Raw genomic sequence first — 14,378 nt, forward strand, 5'->3', positions numbered from 1 at the left:
AACCGAGGTCCACGGATTTGCAATCCGCTGCATAGCCACTCTGCCAAGGCGCCTTAGTAACTCCAATCGAATCGCTCATTGCCATCCTCTTGGGTACGGGATGCATTCTACGGATTCAGACGATTGAGTCAATATTATTTTTGTATTTTTAATTCGTTTGAATAGATTTCATACGAAACAGGCCAAATAGCTGACTTTATGTTCAAAACACACTGTGAGCGGGTTATTCAAAGGAGATCTATATCACATTAGATATCCACTATTGATAACTTAACCTTAGGTTAAAGATCAAAAAAGCGAGCCTCAGCTCGCTTCTTCATCAATGATGTTTTTCGTCTAACAAATCGTCTTTGGCAGCCATCAAGTATTGTGCCATTGACCAATAAGTAAGAACGGTGGCGACATACAGTGCAATGTAACCTACCCACACCATCCAGTCGTCGTATCTCCAGATAAGTACCCAAAGAGCGAACATCTGAGAAACCGTTTTGACTTTACCAACCCAAGATACCGCAACACTTGCGCGTTTACCGATTTCAGCCATCCATTCACGAAGCGCTGAAATGATGATCTCACGAGCAATCATGGTCACGGCTGGAATAGTTATCCAAATAGAGTGGTAATGCTCTGTAATCAGGATAAGAGCCGTAGCGACCAACACTTTGTCAGCCACAGGGTCAATGAAGGCACCGAAGCGAGACGTTTGCCCTAACTTACGAGCTAGCATGCCATCTAGCCAATCAGTGAAACCGGCTACCCAAAACACCATCGCAGCAGCGAAAGGAGCCCATTGATAAGGTAGATAGAAAACGACAACGAATACTGGGATCAAAAATAGTCTCAGTAAGGACAAAATGTTAGGTATATTCAAACGCATATTATTGGGCTCTTATTAATTGCGCTTTAATGGTGCGGGATTTTTACTATTGTTTCAATGCTTGATAAATGTTTTCTGCCAAAGAATGACTAATGCCCGGCACTTTGGCTATTTCTTCGACAGTTGCACGCTTAAGTTCTTGTAAGCCACCCATATATTTCAGCAAAGCTTGACGACGTTTAGGTCCTACCCCTTCAATTCCTTCCAAAGCACTGGTTCTGCGCGTTTTACCACGTTTCGCCCTGTGCCCTGCAATCGCATGATTATGGCTCTCATCACGAATGTGCTGGATAAGATGCAGCGCTGGTGCATCGCTAGGTAAATTAAACTCTTCACCTTCAAGGGTTACCAAAGTTTCTAAACCCGGTTTACGCGTCACGCCTTTCGCAATACCCATCATTCTTGGTCTAAACGGCCAATCACCCCAATATTGAGAAATGATCTCATGAGCGCGGTTTAGCTGACCTTTACCACCATCGATAAAGATGATGTCTGGGATCTTGTCGACATCGAGTTGCTTCGAATAACGTCTCTCAAGCGCCTGAGCCATCGCTGCATAATCATCGCCACCTGTAATGCCGGTGATGTTGTAACGACGGTACTCTGGTTTAACCGGGCCTTCTTGATTGAACACCACACACGACGCAATCGTGCTTTCACCCATGGTATGACTGATATCAAAACATTCCATGCGCTTGATAGCATCCATCGACAGCACTTCTTGGAGCTCTTTGAAGCGCTGATTAATCGTCATCTTGTGATTAATCTTGGTGGTAATAGCCGTCAATGCATTGGTATTAGACAATTTAAGGTAACGACCTCGAGTACCTGAAGGGTTGGTATTGAAGTGAATCTTACGACCCGCTACTTCACACAAGGCTTCTTGAATCGGTATGACATCTTCCATCAAATCGGCATTGAGAATCAAACGGGTTGGGATGGTTCTCGCTTCACTATGCGCAAGATAGTATTGGCTTAAAAAGCTCGAAAAGACCTCTTCTCGCACCGTATTGTTGGGAATTTTAGGGAAATGGCTTCTACTGCCTAAAACCTTGCCTTGGCGAATCATCAAGATATGAATACACGCTACGCCATTCTCTTGAGCAAATCCCAACACGTCCATATCTTCCATTGAATCGTCAGATACGTATTGTTGTTCTTGCACACGTCGAATCGCTTGGATTTGATCACGGAAAGCGGCAGCTTGTTCAAAACGAAGCTCACGGCTTGCCTTGTCCATTTTGTCGATGAGCGTCTCAAGGACTAATTTGTCTTTCCCTTGCAGGAACAGACGAACGTAGTCGATAAGTTCACTGTACTCTTCATCAGAGATGATTGAGCTAACACATGGCGCAGCACAACGACCAATCTGATACATCAAACACGGGCGCGTTCTATTGGCATAAACCGTATCTTCACACTGGCGGGCAGGGAAAATCTTTTGGATTAGGTGTAGCGTCTCACGCACAGCGCCGGAATCAGGGTAAGGACCAAAGTATTCGCCCTTTTTCGTCTTAGCACCACGGTGCATCGACAAACGAGGATGCTTGTGACCGCTAATAAAAATATAAGGGTACGACTTATCATCACGCAAAAGTACGTTGTATTTAGGCAAGTACTGCTTGATGTAGTTGTGCTCAAGAATGAGCGCTTCTGTTTCCGTGTGCGTTACAGTGACATCGATATTGTCAATATTACTAACTAGAGCGCGTGTTTTTTCACTGTCGACTTTTTTACGGAAATAACTGGAAAGGCGTTTTTTGAGGTTCTTAGCTTTACCGACGTAAATAACGGCAGCCTCGGCGTTATACATTCGATAAACGCCGGGCTGCTCTGTTACTGTCTTGAGGAATGAGACTGAGTCAAACAAGTTGGTCACTATACGATCTCAGTGTTAAAGGGTCTCAGTGTCTAACATTCCATGTCTAATCGCTAAATGCGTCAGCTCTACATCGCCACTGATATCCAGCTTACTGAACAAGCGGTAGCGGTAACTGTTGACTGTTTTAGGACTTAGATTGAGTTGTTCTGAAATATCCGTCACTTTCTGACCTTTGGTAATCATCATCATGATTTGAAGTTCACGTTCAGATAAGTCTGCGAATGGATTTTCAGACGCAGGCGAGAATTGGCTCAAAGCCATCTGCTGCGCAATTTCTGGTGAAATGTATCGTTGGCCACTATTAACCACTCGAATTGCATTTACCATTTCATCCGGACCTGCCCCTTTAGTAAGGTAACCAGCAGCTCCAGCTTGCATCACTTTAGTTGGAAACGGATTTTCCGTATGAACAGTTAAAACGATGATTTTAACATCAGGGTTGAAACGCAAGATCTTCTTGGTTGCTTCTAAGCCACCAATACCAGGCATATTCATATCCATCAAAATAACGTCAGTATTGTTAGTACGACACCATTTTGCAGCATCTTCACCGCTTTCAGCTTCCCCTGCTACGTTCATTCCACGGACGTCTTCAATAATACGTCGTATCCCTGTGCGAACCAGCTCGTGATCATCTACAAGGAAAACATTTATCAAACTTGTATCTCCACACTATTAATTGGCTCTGCAACCACTGTGTCATTTCATCTGTTTGAAACAATTGAACAAAGGAACAGTGGATGCAGCATTGAGTACATCTTAACTTAATTACTAAAAAAAAGCTCTGTTGAATATGTGCTGAAACACGAACTTTAGCAAGTACTTATTAACAAATAAGCTAACTAAAACAACAAGCTTTTTCTAAAAATCAACCAGTTAAAACAACACCCAATAAAATTACATAAGATAAAGATATTTTCAATACCATTGAATAACCATTCGCGACAATTTCACTTATTTGCTTATAGAGTCCCGTTATTTGCCTCTACTAACTAGAATTTAGTTAGTATTTTTACTGCCTTTTGTGCGCAGAGGGTCGCTAGATGGTAGTATTCGATTCCCCATTTCAATAGGTTACTACATTGGATATTCAGCAAGGCTTTGTACTCACAAGACAAGCAAGAGATTTTTCAGGGCGCACACAAATCGACTTGTGGTTAAGCACCCCTCAAGGCCCTACTCTGCTGACGATTCAAAATGAAAAACCGGTATTTTTTGTCGCTCAATCTGACGTTGAGGCATGTCAGGCAATCGCAGCGAAAGAGTCGATCGATTGCCAATTTAAGCCTCTAGAATTAGCCACATTCGAGCAAACACCTCTCGCCGCGTGTTACACCTCACTGTCGAGAAGCAGCTTTGGTTTAGCGCAAGCCTTTCACAACGAAGAAATCCAAACCTTTGAAAGCGATATTCGACTCGCCGATCGATTCTTGATGGAACGTTTTATCAAGGGAAGTATTGAGTTCACCGGATCTGCTGTGCAAAAAAATCAGCATCGTCGAGTCTCAAACGCAAAATGCCGAGCAGGTGATTACTTACCTAACTTGTCAGTAGTGTCACTTGATATTGAATGCTCAGAAAAAGGCGTGCTTTATTCCATTGGCTTAGACAGCCCGATGGACAGCCGAGTCATCATGGTCGGCGAACCACAAGAAGCAGACACCAACATCCAATGGGTTGTCAACGAAAAAGTGCTGCTTGAAGCGATGATAGCTTGGTTCTCGGAGTTTGATCCTGACATCATCATTGGTTGGAATGTTATCGACTTCGATTTTAGGCTGCTGCACAAACGTTCAGAATGGAACGAAGTGAAGCTCAACATCGGCAGAGACAACCAACCGAGCTTTTTCCGCAGTTCTGCTCAAAATCAGCAAGGTTTTATCACGATTCCGGGGCGCGTTGTCTTGGATGGTATTGATATGCTCAAGACAGCGACCTACCACTTCCGTTCTTGGTCTCTTGAGTCGGTATCGCAAGAGCTGCTTGGGGAAGGCAAAGACATCCATAACGTTCATGACCGTATGGATGAGATAAACCGAATGTTTAAGTTCGATAAACCCTCACTCGCTAAGTACAACCTTCAAGACTGCGTACTGGTAAACAGCATCTTCGAGCACACTCACCTACTCGACTTCGCGATTGAGCGCTCTCGATTAACCGGTGTTGAGCTGGATCGCGTTGGTGGCTCTGTTGCGGCCTTTACTAACTTATATCTGCCTCAAATCCACAGAGCGGGTTATGTCGCACCGAACTTAGAGCCAGAGAATTGGATTGCGAGCCCCGGCGGTTATGTGATGGATTCAATTCCCAATCTGTACGACTCGGTTTTGGTACTCGATTTTAAGAGCCTGTATCCATCGATCATTCGCTCGTTTCTGATTGACCCTATGGGACTAATTGAAGGGTTGAAGCTTGAACTAGGCCCAGCAGAAAACCAAGCCGTTGATGGCTTTCGAGGTGGGCAATTCCACCGCTCTAAACACTTCTTGCCCGAGATGATCGAAAACCTTTGGGCTGCACGTGATGTGGCGAAGAAGAACAACGAGAAAGCGTTCTCTCAGGCGATTAAGATCATCATGAACTCATTCTATGGTGTGTTAGGTTCGTCTGGTTGTCGTTTCTTCGATACCCGGTTAGCGTCTTCAATTACCATGCGTGGACATGAGATCATGAAGCAAACCAAGGTTCTGATCGAAGACAAAGGCTATCAAGTGATTTACGGCGATACCGATTCAACCTTCGTGTCTCTGAACGGCAGTTATGATCAGCAAAAAGCAGACGAGATCGGGAACACACTGGTCGCTTACATCAACGATTGGTGGACGAATCACTTAAAAGAGACCCACAACCTAACCTCAATACTCGAATTGGAATACGAGACTCACTATCGCAAGTTTCTAATGCCGACCATTAGAGGTTCAGAAACCGGCTCGAAGAAACGTTATGCCGGATTAATCACTCAAGGCGATAAAGAAAAGATCATATTTAAAGGGCTTGAGAGTGCACGCACCGATTGGACACCTCTCGCACAGCAATTCCAACAAACCTTGTATGAGATGGTGTTTCACGATCAAGATCCAACCGACTACGTCAGACAGTTTGTTGATGAAACCTCTGCTGGCAAACATGATGATTTATTGGTGTATCAAAAGCGCTTACGCCGCAAATTACATGAATACCAAAAGAACATTCCGCCGCAGGTTCGCGCAGCTCGTATGGCCGATGAGATCAATGCTCAGTTAGGGCGCCCTCTTCAATACCAAAATAAAGGACGCATTGAGTATTTGATTACTCTGAGTGGCCCTGAGCCCAAGGAGTATTTAAAGAGTGGTATCGATTATCAGCACTATATCGACAAGCAGATTAAACCGGTCGCAGAGGCAATACTGCCCTTCATCGGTTTAGACTTTGAAAGAGTTAGTGGGCAGCAGTTGGGTTTGTTCTAGCACTATATTCAATATGCTCTTAAAACGAAAAAAGCAGAGATATGTTCTTCAGCACACTCTGCTTTTTAGTATCAATGGATCGGTTATAAATCTCTATCCGATTCTGAACTCGGTTTTCTGATACTGCTTAATCAACCACTCACCAAAGCCATCAAGAATACCGATCACCGAACGTTTAGGGATTGGTCGACCAGAAAGTAAAATGCCCAACCTTTGGATTTCGACTTCTCGATCTGGGTGATACTTCAAGAACTGTTGGCCACATTCAACAGGATCATCGTACCAATATTTATCGCGGTACATCACCAGTGAGTAACTCGCCCGTAGAAGCTTCTTGGCAATAATCACCTGCACAGCGACTTGTTGTTCTGGCGTTGTCGCTCGTGCGATCTTGTTGCGATACACCGCCAACCAGTTTTCCGCATCCATATTCCAGTGCTTAGCGATTTCCCAACTTGTTTCAAAATCACCATAGCAGTCTGATAAGTCTTCACCATGCACACACACGGCTAAATGCTTGAGCATAAAACCCCAAGTGAAGATATTGTCGAAATCGACTATCTCACTCACTAAGGTAGTTTTTATCGCCACTTGAGTTACCTGCGGGAAGCTCTTTTGGAAACGCCATTTGATGGTGTTCAACAAAGTGGTTCGTTGGTCAGGAAACGGTCGATGGGTCACCACAACCACATCTAGATTGGAGCGACCGAAGACGGCTTGCTTACGAGCCACACTGCCATAAATATAAATACTGTGCAGATTAGATCCTAACCCACCTTTTAGAAAGGTAATCAGATCGTTAACCACAGGTTGAAATTCAGGTTGAAAAGGCTGTGTTGGGTCAATAACGGGTAGCTGCATAGGTCGTTTCGGTAAATAAAATAATGATTTAACTATAACTCTATGATCGCCTAGGTGACTTTATGATTCAAGCTATTCCTATTTATAGCATCTCCGAGATATAATCAGCGGATAGACCCACTAAGGACAAACACAAAATGCCTAGAGCAAGTGAAATTAAAAAAGGTTTTGCTATCACAGTAGAAAGCAAAACAGTGATCGTTAAAGATATCGAAGTAACAACACCAGGCGGCCGTGGCGGCCAAAAGATTTACCGCTTCCGTGGTAACGATGTAGCAACTGGCGTTAAAACTGAAGTTCGCCACAAGGCTGACGAAATTGTTGAAACTATTGACGTAACTAAGCGTGCAGTAATGTTCTCTTACGTTGATGGCAACGAGTACATCTTCATGGACAACGAAGATTACACACAATTCATCTTCAACGGTGAGACTATCGAAGACGAACTACTGTTCATCAACGAAGAAACTCAAGGCATGTACGCGATCCTTATCGACGGCAACGCTGCAACGCTTGAGCTACCAACATCTGTTGAACTAGTTATCGAAGAGACTGATCCTTCAATCAAAGGTGCATCAGCGTCTGCTCGTACTAAGCCTGCTCGTCTTTCTACAGGTCTTACTATTCAAGTACCTGAATACATCGCGACTGGCGACAAAGTAGTAGTAAACACTGCTGAACGTAAATACATGAACCGCGCAAGCTAAGACACTTATTATGACCGAAGCTAACGACCTAATGTCTTATGACGACGCAATTGACACTGCATACGACATCTTCCTAGAGATGGCACCTGACAACCTAGAGCCTGCAGACGTGATTCTTTTCACTGCTCAGTTTGAAGATCGTGGCGCAGCAGAGCTTGTTGAAACTGGCGATGATTGGGTTGAACATGTTGGCTTTGAAGTCGACAAAGAGATCTACGCTGAAGTGCGCATTGGTCTTGTGAATGAAGCTGATGACGTTCTAGACGACGTATTTGCTCGCATGTTAATCAGCCGTGATCCAGAACATAAGTTCTGTCACATGCTGTGGAAACGCGACTAATACCGCTGTTGACGCTCATCTGCATGAGTAAACAAGTATTCATGTAAGCGAGTTAAAAGTTAGCCGAGCCCATTGCTCGGCTATTTTTATCACGCTATTTTCCATCGTGATTCATCACTTTCATCATCAACGTTAGATTCACTGATTATGACCAAAGCAAAAACAGACACACAATCAAAAGGCTATGCCTGCATTGGCCTAGTTAACCCAAAGACGCCAGAAAACGTAGGCTCAGTGATGCGAGCAGCTGGCTGCTACGGCGCCAACTCTGTGTTTTACACTGGCACACGCTACGACCATGCGCGAAAATTCCATACCGATACCAAAGAAAAGCACTTAGCCCTGCCTTTGATTGGTGTTGAAGAGCTGAAAGATATTATTCCAGTAGGCTGCGTGCCGGTTGCTGTTGATCTGATTGAAGGTGCTAAGCCTCTACCTGATTACAAGCACCCACCACGTGCGTTTTACATTTTTGGCCCAGAAGATGGCACGCTAAAGAAAGAAATCACAGATTTCTGTCGTGAGACGATTTACGTTCCGACCAACGGCTGTATGAATCTAGCGGCATCAGTGAATGTTGTGCTTTACGACCGACTGGCGAAAGGCGATAACTTTTCGAATCATAAGTAAAAGAAACGAGATACGAGATACGAGATACGAGATACGAGATACGAGATACGAGATACGAGCAGATTATAGATGCGCCTACACGAGATAAGAGATGCGAAAAGCTCGCTTACTGTCACTTATGGCAGCATGTTTTCGATACTCGGTTACTCGCATCCCGCATCTGCTATTTCTCCAGACGTAAAAAAACCTGCTCAATGAGCAGGTTTTTTAGTATTCAGTGCTTTCAGCTAATGAAGCTTTACGCGTAAGAAATTACGTAATTACTGACGTGTTCTTGGCTTAGCTGGTTTAGCCGGACGACCGTTGTTCTGTTTAGGCTTACTTTTGTTAGCCTGAGGTTTGCCTTTGTTTGCAGCTGGAGCGCTACGACCTGAATCAGGTGTTGTAGTACCGCGAGTTGCAGGCTTCTTACGCTTAGTTTGGTTGCTACGGCCTTTTGGTGCGTTTGCACGCTCTTCGTGACGTTTAACAGCACGACGAATTTTTTGGCTACGAGAACGCTCACGCTTACGAGAAGTGTTTGAAGGATCAAGATCCAACAGTGTCTCTTTCTCAGGCTTAAGCTCAACAAGCTCACGCAGGTAGTTAACTTCTTGAAGATCTAGCTCTTTCCAACCGCCACGAGGCAGTTTCTTATCAAGGTAGATATCACCGTAACGTACACGTTTCAGGCGGCTTACTGTCGTTTCTTGAGATTCCCAAAGACGACGAACTTCACGGTTACGACCTTCGTTAATCGCTACGTAGAAAGTATGGTTCATACCTTCACCACCAGCGTAAACAACATCTTCAAAACGAGCCATGCCGTCTTCTAGTTGTACACCACGAGTAACGTTTTTAACTTTTTGCTCAGTCACTTCACCGAATACACGTACTAGGTACTCGCGCTCAACCTGACGGCTTGGGTGCATTAGACGGTTTGCAAGCTCACCATCAGTAGTGAAAAGCAAAAGGCCTGATGTGTTTGCATCAAGACGACCAACTGAAATCCAACGAGAACCACGGATCTTAGGTAGACGATCGAAAACAGTACGGCGGCCTTCAGGGTCGTGACGAGTACAAAGCTCACCTTCAGGTTTGTAGTAAGCAAGTACACGACAAACCACTTCTTCAGAAGCCTTGCCTGAAACAGTATGGCCATCGATACGGATCACTGAGTTCTCGTCTTCAAGACGCTCGCCCAGTTTCGCAACTTGACCGTTAACACTTACACGACCAGATTTGATTAAACCTTCTAGTTCACGACGAGAACCGTGACCAGCTCGCGCTAAAACCTTCTGTAATTTTTCGCTCATTTACTCTTTTCTACCTAATTGTCGTCTTCACAGACGTCGAATGAATTTTTCGCGACCAAATCGCGGTCGCGTATTATCGCAAATAACCTGCCAAAAAGCACTTGTTATTTACTGTGGCAGGTTTGCTGTATCGTTACAGACTGTTAATCAGTAAAGCGATTATTCAAACGGCGCAGGATCGCCAGCACCACGACGTAGAACCACGGCATCATCGTCACTGAAGTCAATAACGGTCGTCGGTTGCTCACCTAAGTAACCGCCATTCAAAATCACATCAACCGCATGCTCTAGGCTGTCACGAATTTCTTCTGGATCCGACTCTGTAGTCTCGTTACCCGGAAGAATCAGAGACGTCGACATCAGTGGTTCGCCCATCGCTTCCAACAGGTCGAGTGCAATCTTGTTGTCTGGGACACGAATACCAATCGTTTTACGCTTGGCGTTCATCAAACGCTTTGGCACTTCTTTAGTTGCTTTAAAGATAAACGTGTAAGCACCTGGCGTGTGTGCTTTCAGCAGACGGAAAGCCACGTTATCAACGCGTGCATACAGTGATAACTCAGAAAGATCACGACATAACAAGGTGAAATTGTGCTTGTCATCGATGCGACGAATTTTACAGATACGTTCAAGTGCTTGTTTGTTTTCAAGCTGACAGCCCAGCGCATAACCGGAATCTGTTGGATAAACCACAACGCCGCCATTGCGAATAATCGCAACCGCTTGAGTAATTAAGCGTGCTTGTGGGTTATCTGGGTGTACATAAAAAAACTGGCTCATTGTTGATCCTCGTTATCGAATCTCTCGACTCTATCATCAGAAGGAGCTGGCTCACCTAAAGACTATTCAGATGGTGAAACCGTTTGAAACTCCCAATCTTTCCATACTTCTTCGACCCCAGAAGGTAGCCAGAGATTGCGTCCAAGTTCCATCCACGGAGATGGGTAATGGAAATCACTGCCTTGGGAGGCTAATAGTTTGTATTGTATAGCATAATCCGCGAGTGTGCGTCTTTCTTGTTGCGCTTGCTGAGGTTGAGCTACTTCCATCGCATCCCCTTTCGCTTCAACAAATGCCGCTAGCAGGCGCTTAACCCACTTGGCTGTAAGTCCATATCGCCCAGGGTGAGCGAGTACGGCTTGTCCACCAGCAGCATGAATAGCCGTGACAGCATCACTCATTGAACACCAAGTTGGCGGCACATAACCTGGGTTATTACGAGTAAGAAACTTTTTAAACACCTGCTGCATAGTTTTCGCATAGCCATTGTCGACTAGCCATTTAGCAAAGTGAGCGCGAGTGATTGGTGCATCACCCGCAATCAATTTAACTTCTTCTAACACCCCTTCACGAGTCGCTTTCTCAAGACGGTGAGCGATCATCTCAGCACGCCCAATACGGTGTTGCTTCTGTTGTTCAATGAGCGCTTTGAGTTCTGGTGACTCAGGATCAACGTTTAACCCAACAATATGGATATCTTTGTTTTGCCAAACAGTCGAAATCTCAATGCCGTTTATCAACTGAATAGGAAGGTTGTTATCCGCAATGTAGCTGCGTGCTTCAGCAAGCCCATCAGTCGTGTCATGATCTGTAATCGCTAGCGCTTCGATGTTAAAGCCAAGCGCTCGGTCAATTAGCTCAGGTGGAGTAAGTCGGCCATCTGAGGCTGTTGTATGACTATGTAGATCAATTCTCATATATTCTTTTTCATTGTTTTCAATTTTTATCGTTATATTTGTGTCAACACACTTGACCCGCAAGCAGAAAACTAGTTAACTAGTACACAAATACGAAGTATCACATTTGATAGGTTCACCATGTTACAAGAATTTAACCAAAACCATAAAGATAAAGATAAAGTTTTAGAACTTTCTTCAGTAGAAGCAAGTTCAGAGCTTAATTGGTGGCGCACTTGGACAAGTTCTTGGTGGGCTAACGTGTACTTCTAGTTAAACAGTTTGTTTATAAAAAAGTTATCACTAAGCCCGCTTTAATAGCGGGCTTTTTAATTTGTCGAACATCTCACATTCAACTGACTAACAAATCATCGAATTGACCATATTCTAGATTGGGTGAAAGGTATCTTTATGCGACTATGTACGGCAGGAAATTTAAAGAATCATAAAGGAGGTCTTGTGAACAAGGCCATTGAAATCAAAAAGCTGGGAACCATTGAGGTCATCAATTCCTCAGTTCCTTACTCGCAAGATCCAACCAGCGTTTTTCATACTTTGTGTGAAAACAAAACTGATAGTCTTTTGTTGGAATCTGCCGAGATTGAATCTAAACAGAACCTGACAAGCCTACTCCTTATCGACTCTGCTGTTCGCATCGTATGTCGCGGACATGAAGTAACCTTTCAAGCATTGACTGAAAACGGTCAAGCGCTTATCGAACATCTCACTCAAAACGTGAAAGCAGAAATTAAATCTGACCTTACTGATAACGTTTTGACGCTGACTTTTATCGAACCAAGCAACGAATTAGACGAAGACTCACGTTTAAGAGAAGCCTCTTCATTCGATGCACTGCGTTTGGTTCAGCACAGCTTTGAGCAAGACGCGGATAACAAACACGCATTATTCATGGCGGGCTTATTCGCTTACGACATCGTGGCAAACTTTGAGCCACTAGGTGATGCTGAAGCAACCAACAATTGTCCTGACTTTGTATTCTACGTAGCTGAAACACTATTGCGTTTCGATCACCAAGAGAACGAAGGCCTACTTCACGCGAGCTTATTTGCTCAAGATGACAACATCAAAGCGCAATTAACTGACCGTCTAGCCGACATTCAAACTCAGTGTCAGTCCCTGAAAGCCATCACTGAAGTAACGCCGTTAGACAACGTTGAAGCTGTACCTAGCGTTTCAGATGAAGACTTCTGCCAAACGGTTAGTGATTTAAAAGAGTACGTAGTTAAAGGCGATGTATTCCAAGTGGTACCTTCACGCCGCTTCACTCTACCTTGCCCAGCCCCACTGGCGGCTTATAAAGAACTCAAACAAAGCAACCCAAGCCCTTACATGTTCTACATGCAAGACGAGCTGTTTACTCTGTTCGGTGCATCTCCAGAAAGCTCGCTGAAATACGAGACAGAAACCAACCAAATCGAGATCTACCCGATTGCTGGTACTCGTCGTCGTGGTAAGCGCCCTGACGGTCAAATCGATTTCGACCTAGACAGCCGTATCGAGCTTGAACTGCGTACCGACAAGAAAGAAAACGCCGAGCACATGATGCTAGTTGACCTAGCGCGTAACGATGTGGCACGTATTGCCGAAGCTGGCACTCGCCACGTAGCAGACTTACTGAAAGTAGACCGCTACAGCCATGTAATGCACTTGGTTTCTCGTGTTGTTGGTCAGCTCCGTGAAGACTTAGATGCTCTGCACGCTTACCAAGCTTGTATGAACATGGGCACGCTAACGGGCGCACCAAAAATCCGCGCAATGCAGCTTATTCGTGACGTAGAAAAAACGCGTCGTGGTAGCTACGGTGGTGCAGTCGGTTATCTAACCGGTGAAGGGACTCTAGATACTTGTATCGTAATTCGCTCTGCTTACGTTGAAGATGGCGTAGCACAAGTACAAGCTGGCGCTGGTGTGGTATTCGATTCAGACCCACAAGCAGAAGCCGATGAAACTCGCGGCAAGGCACAAGCGGTTATCTCAGCGATTCAAGCAGCTCATACTAAGAACCTAACAAATAAGAAGGAGTCGTAATCATGGCTGATATTGTATTCATCGATAACTTCGACTCGTTCACTTACAACCTTGTAGACCAGTTTCGTTCATTAGGTCACAGCGTAAAAATTTACCGTAACAACATTCCTGCAAAAGTAGTTGAAGCGGCGATCAACGAACTAGACAACCCTGTTGCACTGCTTTCACCAGGCCCTGGCGCTCCAGCAGATGCGGGCTGTATGCCAGAGCTGATTCAGCTTCTAAAAGGTAAAGTGCCAATGATTGGTATTTGCTTAGGCCACCAAGCGATTGTTGAAGCCTATGGCGGCACCGTTGCAGGCGCTGGCGAAATCATTCATGGTAAGGTGTCGATGATGGAACACCAAAACCATGCGACTTACCAAGGCTTACCTTCGCCATTGGCTATCGCTCGCTACCACTCTTTAGTGGCAACGCATGTATCTGATAGCCTAACGGTGACCGCTGAAGTCGATGATTTGGTGATGTCTGTGGTTCAAGAACAAGACAAGGTGTGTGGATTCCAATTCCACCCTGAATCAATTATGACGACCTACGGTGCAACGCTTCTAGCAAACGCTATCGAATGGGCTCTTGAGAAACCTCTTCGCCTTGAAAAGACTGGAAAATAGGAAA

At 44.7% G+C, this 14,378-nt stretch carries 14 protein-coding genes and 1 other annotated feature; of the genes, 7 read left to right on the forward strand and 7 right to left on the reverse strand.

Annotated features, from left to right (window positions below; genetic code table 11):
- Positions 1-319 precede the first annotated feature (319 nt).
- Genes pgsA through uvrY form a run of 3 tightly spaced genes read right to left on the reverse strand, consistent with a single transcriptional unit; the run spans position 320 to position 3,416 of the window.
- Positions 320-877 (reverse strand): CDP-diacylglycerol--glycerol-3-phosphate 3-phosphatidyltransferase, encoded by a 558-nt coding sequence (gene pgsA, locus AB6E54_RS07040; RefSeq protein ID WP_017061490.1) that lies wholly within the window; start codon positions 875-877, stop codon positions 320-322.
- A gap of 46 nt (positions 878-923) precedes the next feature.
- Positions 924-2,756: an excinuclease ABC subunit UvrC gene (uvrC, locus tag AB6E54_RS07045; protein ID WP_372168810.1), complete on the reverse strand. Its 1,833-nt coding sequence runs from the start codon at positions 2,754-2,756 to the stop codon at positions 924-926.
- A 15-nt stretch (positions 2,757-2,771) separates the two neighbouring features.
- A complete protein-coding gene (gene uvrY / locus AB6E54_RS07050) occupies positions 2,772-3,416 on the reverse strand; it encodes a UvrY/SirA/GacA family response regulator transcription factor (protein WP_004729778.1) in 645 nt (214 codons plus the stop codon).
- 425 nt (positions 3,417-3,841) lie between these two features.
- Between uvrY and AB6E54_RS07055 the strand changes: the two genes are divergently transcribed.
- A complete protein-coding gene (locus AB6E54_RS07055; protein WP_372107022.1) occupies positions 3,842-6,205 on the forward strand; it encodes a DNA polymerase II in 2,364 nt (787 codons plus the stop codon).
- A 93-nt stretch (positions 6,206-6,298) separates the two neighbouring features.
- Here the strand turns inward: AB6E54_RS07055 and AB6E54_RS07060 are convergent, their stop codons facing one another.
- Positions 6,299-7,066, reverse strand: coding sequence for a nucleotidyltransferase domain-containing protein (locus AB6E54_RS07060; RefSeq protein WP_372107023.1), 768 nt, complete (start codon positions 7,064-7,066; stop codon positions 6,299-6,301).
- Between the two features lie 137 nt (positions 7,067-7,203).
- On the opposite strand from AB6E54_RS07060, the gene yeiP reads away from it, so the two are divergent.
- The 3 genes from yeiP (at position 7,204) to AB6E54_RS07075 (ending at position 8,743) form a co-directional block, all read left to right on the forward strand.
- On the forward strand, positions 7,204-7,773 hold the full coding sequence (gene yeiP, locus AB6E54_RS07065) for an elongation factor P-like protein YeiP (RefSeq protein WP_017055115.1): 570 nt from the start codon (positions 7,204-7,206) through the stop codon (positions 7,771-7,773).
- A gap of 10 nt (positions 7,774-7,783) precedes the next feature.
- Positions 7,784-8,113 carry an HI1450 family dsDNA-mimic protein gene (locus AB6E54_RS07070; protein WP_004741258.1) on the forward strand — a complete coding sequence of 110 codons (330 nt, stop codon included), beginning with the start codon at positions 7,784-7,786 and terminating at the stop codon, positions 8,111-8,113.
- Between the two features lie 147 nt (positions 8,114-8,260).
- Complete coding sequence (locus AB6E54_RS07075; RefSeq protein ID WP_017061495.1) at positions 8,261-8,743, forward strand: RNA methyltransferase; 483 nt, start codon at positions 8,261-8,263, stop codon at positions 8,741-8,743.
- 260 nt (positions 8,744-9,003) lie between these two features.
- Here the strand turns inward: AB6E54_RS07075 and rluB are convergent, their stop codons facing one another.
- The 3 genes from rluB to rnm form a co-directional block, all read right to left on the reverse strand.
- Positions 9,004-10,038: a 23S rRNA pseudouridine(2605) synthase RluB gene (rluB, locus tag AB6E54_RS07080; RefSeq protein WP_136982007.1), complete on the reverse strand. Its 1,035-nt coding sequence runs from the start codon at positions 10,036-10,038 to the stop codon at positions 9,004-9,006.
- 159 nt (positions 10,039-10,197) lie between these two features.
- Positions 10,198-10,818 carry an L-threonylcarbamoyladenylate synthase gene (locus tag AB6E54_RS07085; protein WP_009848751.1) on the reverse strand — a complete coding sequence of 207 codons (621 nt, stop codon included), beginning with the start codon at positions 10,816-10,818 and terminating at the stop codon, positions 10,198-10,200.
- A gap of 62 nt (positions 10,819-10,880) precedes the next feature.
- Positions 10,881-11,735, reverse strand: a complete 855-nt coding sequence (gene rnm, locus AB6E54_RS07090; protein ID WP_017061496.1) for an RNase RNM — start codon at positions 11,733-11,735, stop codon at positions 10,881-10,883.
- A gap of 120 nt (positions 11,736-11,855) precedes the next feature.
- Between rnm and AB6E54_RS07095 the strand changes: the two genes are divergently transcribed.
- The 3 genes from AB6E54_RS07095 to AB6E54_RS07105 all read left to right on the forward strand — a co-directional run bounded on the left by AB6E54_RS07095 (position 11,856) and on the right by AB6E54_RS07105 (position 14,374).
- Positions 11,856-11,987 carry a Trp operon leader peptide gene (locus AB6E54_RS07095; protein WP_192852923.1) on the forward strand — a complete coding sequence of 44 codons (132 nt, stop codon included), beginning with the start codon at positions 11,856-11,858 and terminating at the stop codon, positions 11,985-11,987.
- Positions 11,934-12,048: a sequence feature (Trp leader region), on the forward strand. (Overlaps the previous gene by 54 nt.)
- Positions 12,049-12,173: 125 nt before the next feature.
- Positions 12,174-13,763, forward strand: coding sequence for an anthranilate synthase component 1 (locus tag AB6E54_RS07100; protein ID WP_372107025.1), 1,590 nt, complete (start codon positions 12,174-12,176; stop codon positions 13,761-13,763).
- 2 nt (positions 13,764-13,765) lie between these two features.
- On the forward strand, positions 13,766-14,374 hold the full coding sequence (locus tag AB6E54_RS07105; RefSeq protein ID WP_017063544.1) for an aminodeoxychorismate/anthranilate synthase component II: 609 nt from the start codon (positions 13,766-13,768) through the stop codon (positions 14,372-14,374).
- The last annotated feature ends 4 nt before the right edge of the window (positions 14,375-14,378 follow it).

The organism is Vibrio sp. 10N.247.311.49, from assembly GCF_041467655.1.
GTDB lineage: Bacteria > Pseudomonadota > Gammaproteobacteria > Enterobacterales > Vibrionaceae > Vibrio > Vibrio crassostreae_C.

Coding starts and splice junctions, on each gene's coding strand:
- pgsA (WP_017061490.1), bottom strand. CDS start 877: ATGCGTTTGAATATACCTAACATTTTGTCCTTACTGAGACTATTTTTG.
- AB6E54_RS07060 (WP_372107023.1), bottom strand. CDS start 7,066: ATGCAGCTACCCGTTATTGACCCAACACAGCCTTTTCAACCTGAATTT.
- yeiP (WP_017055115.1), top strand. CDS start 7,204: ATGCCTAGAGCAAGTGAAATTAAAAAAGGTTTTGCTATCACAGTAGAA.
- AB6E54_RS07070 (WP_004741258.1), top strand. CDS start 7,784: ATGACCGAAGCTAACGACCTAATGTCTTATGACGACGCAATTGACACT.
- AB6E54_RS07075 (WP_017061495.1), top strand. CDS start 8,261: ATGACCAAAGCAAAAACAGACACACAATCAAAAGGCTATGCCTGCATT.
- rluB (WP_136982007.1), bottom strand. CDS start 10,038: ATGAGCGAAAAATTACAGAAGGTTTTAGCGCGAGCTGGTCACGGTTCT.
- AB6E54_RS07085 (WP_009848751.1), bottom strand. CDS start 10,818: ATGAGCCAGTTTTTTTATGTACACCCAGATAACCCACAAGCACGCTTA.
- rnm (WP_017061496.1), bottom strand. CDS start 11,735: ATGAGAATTGATCTACATAGTCATACAACAGCCTCAGATGGCCGACTT.
- AB6E54_RS07095 (WP_192852923.1), top strand. CDS start 11,856: ATGTTACAAGAATTTAACCAAAACCATAAAGATAAAGATAAAGTTTTA.
- AB6E54_RS07105 (WP_017063544.1), top strand. CDS start 13,766: ATGGCTGATATTGTATTCATCGATAACTTCGACTCGTTCACTTACAAC.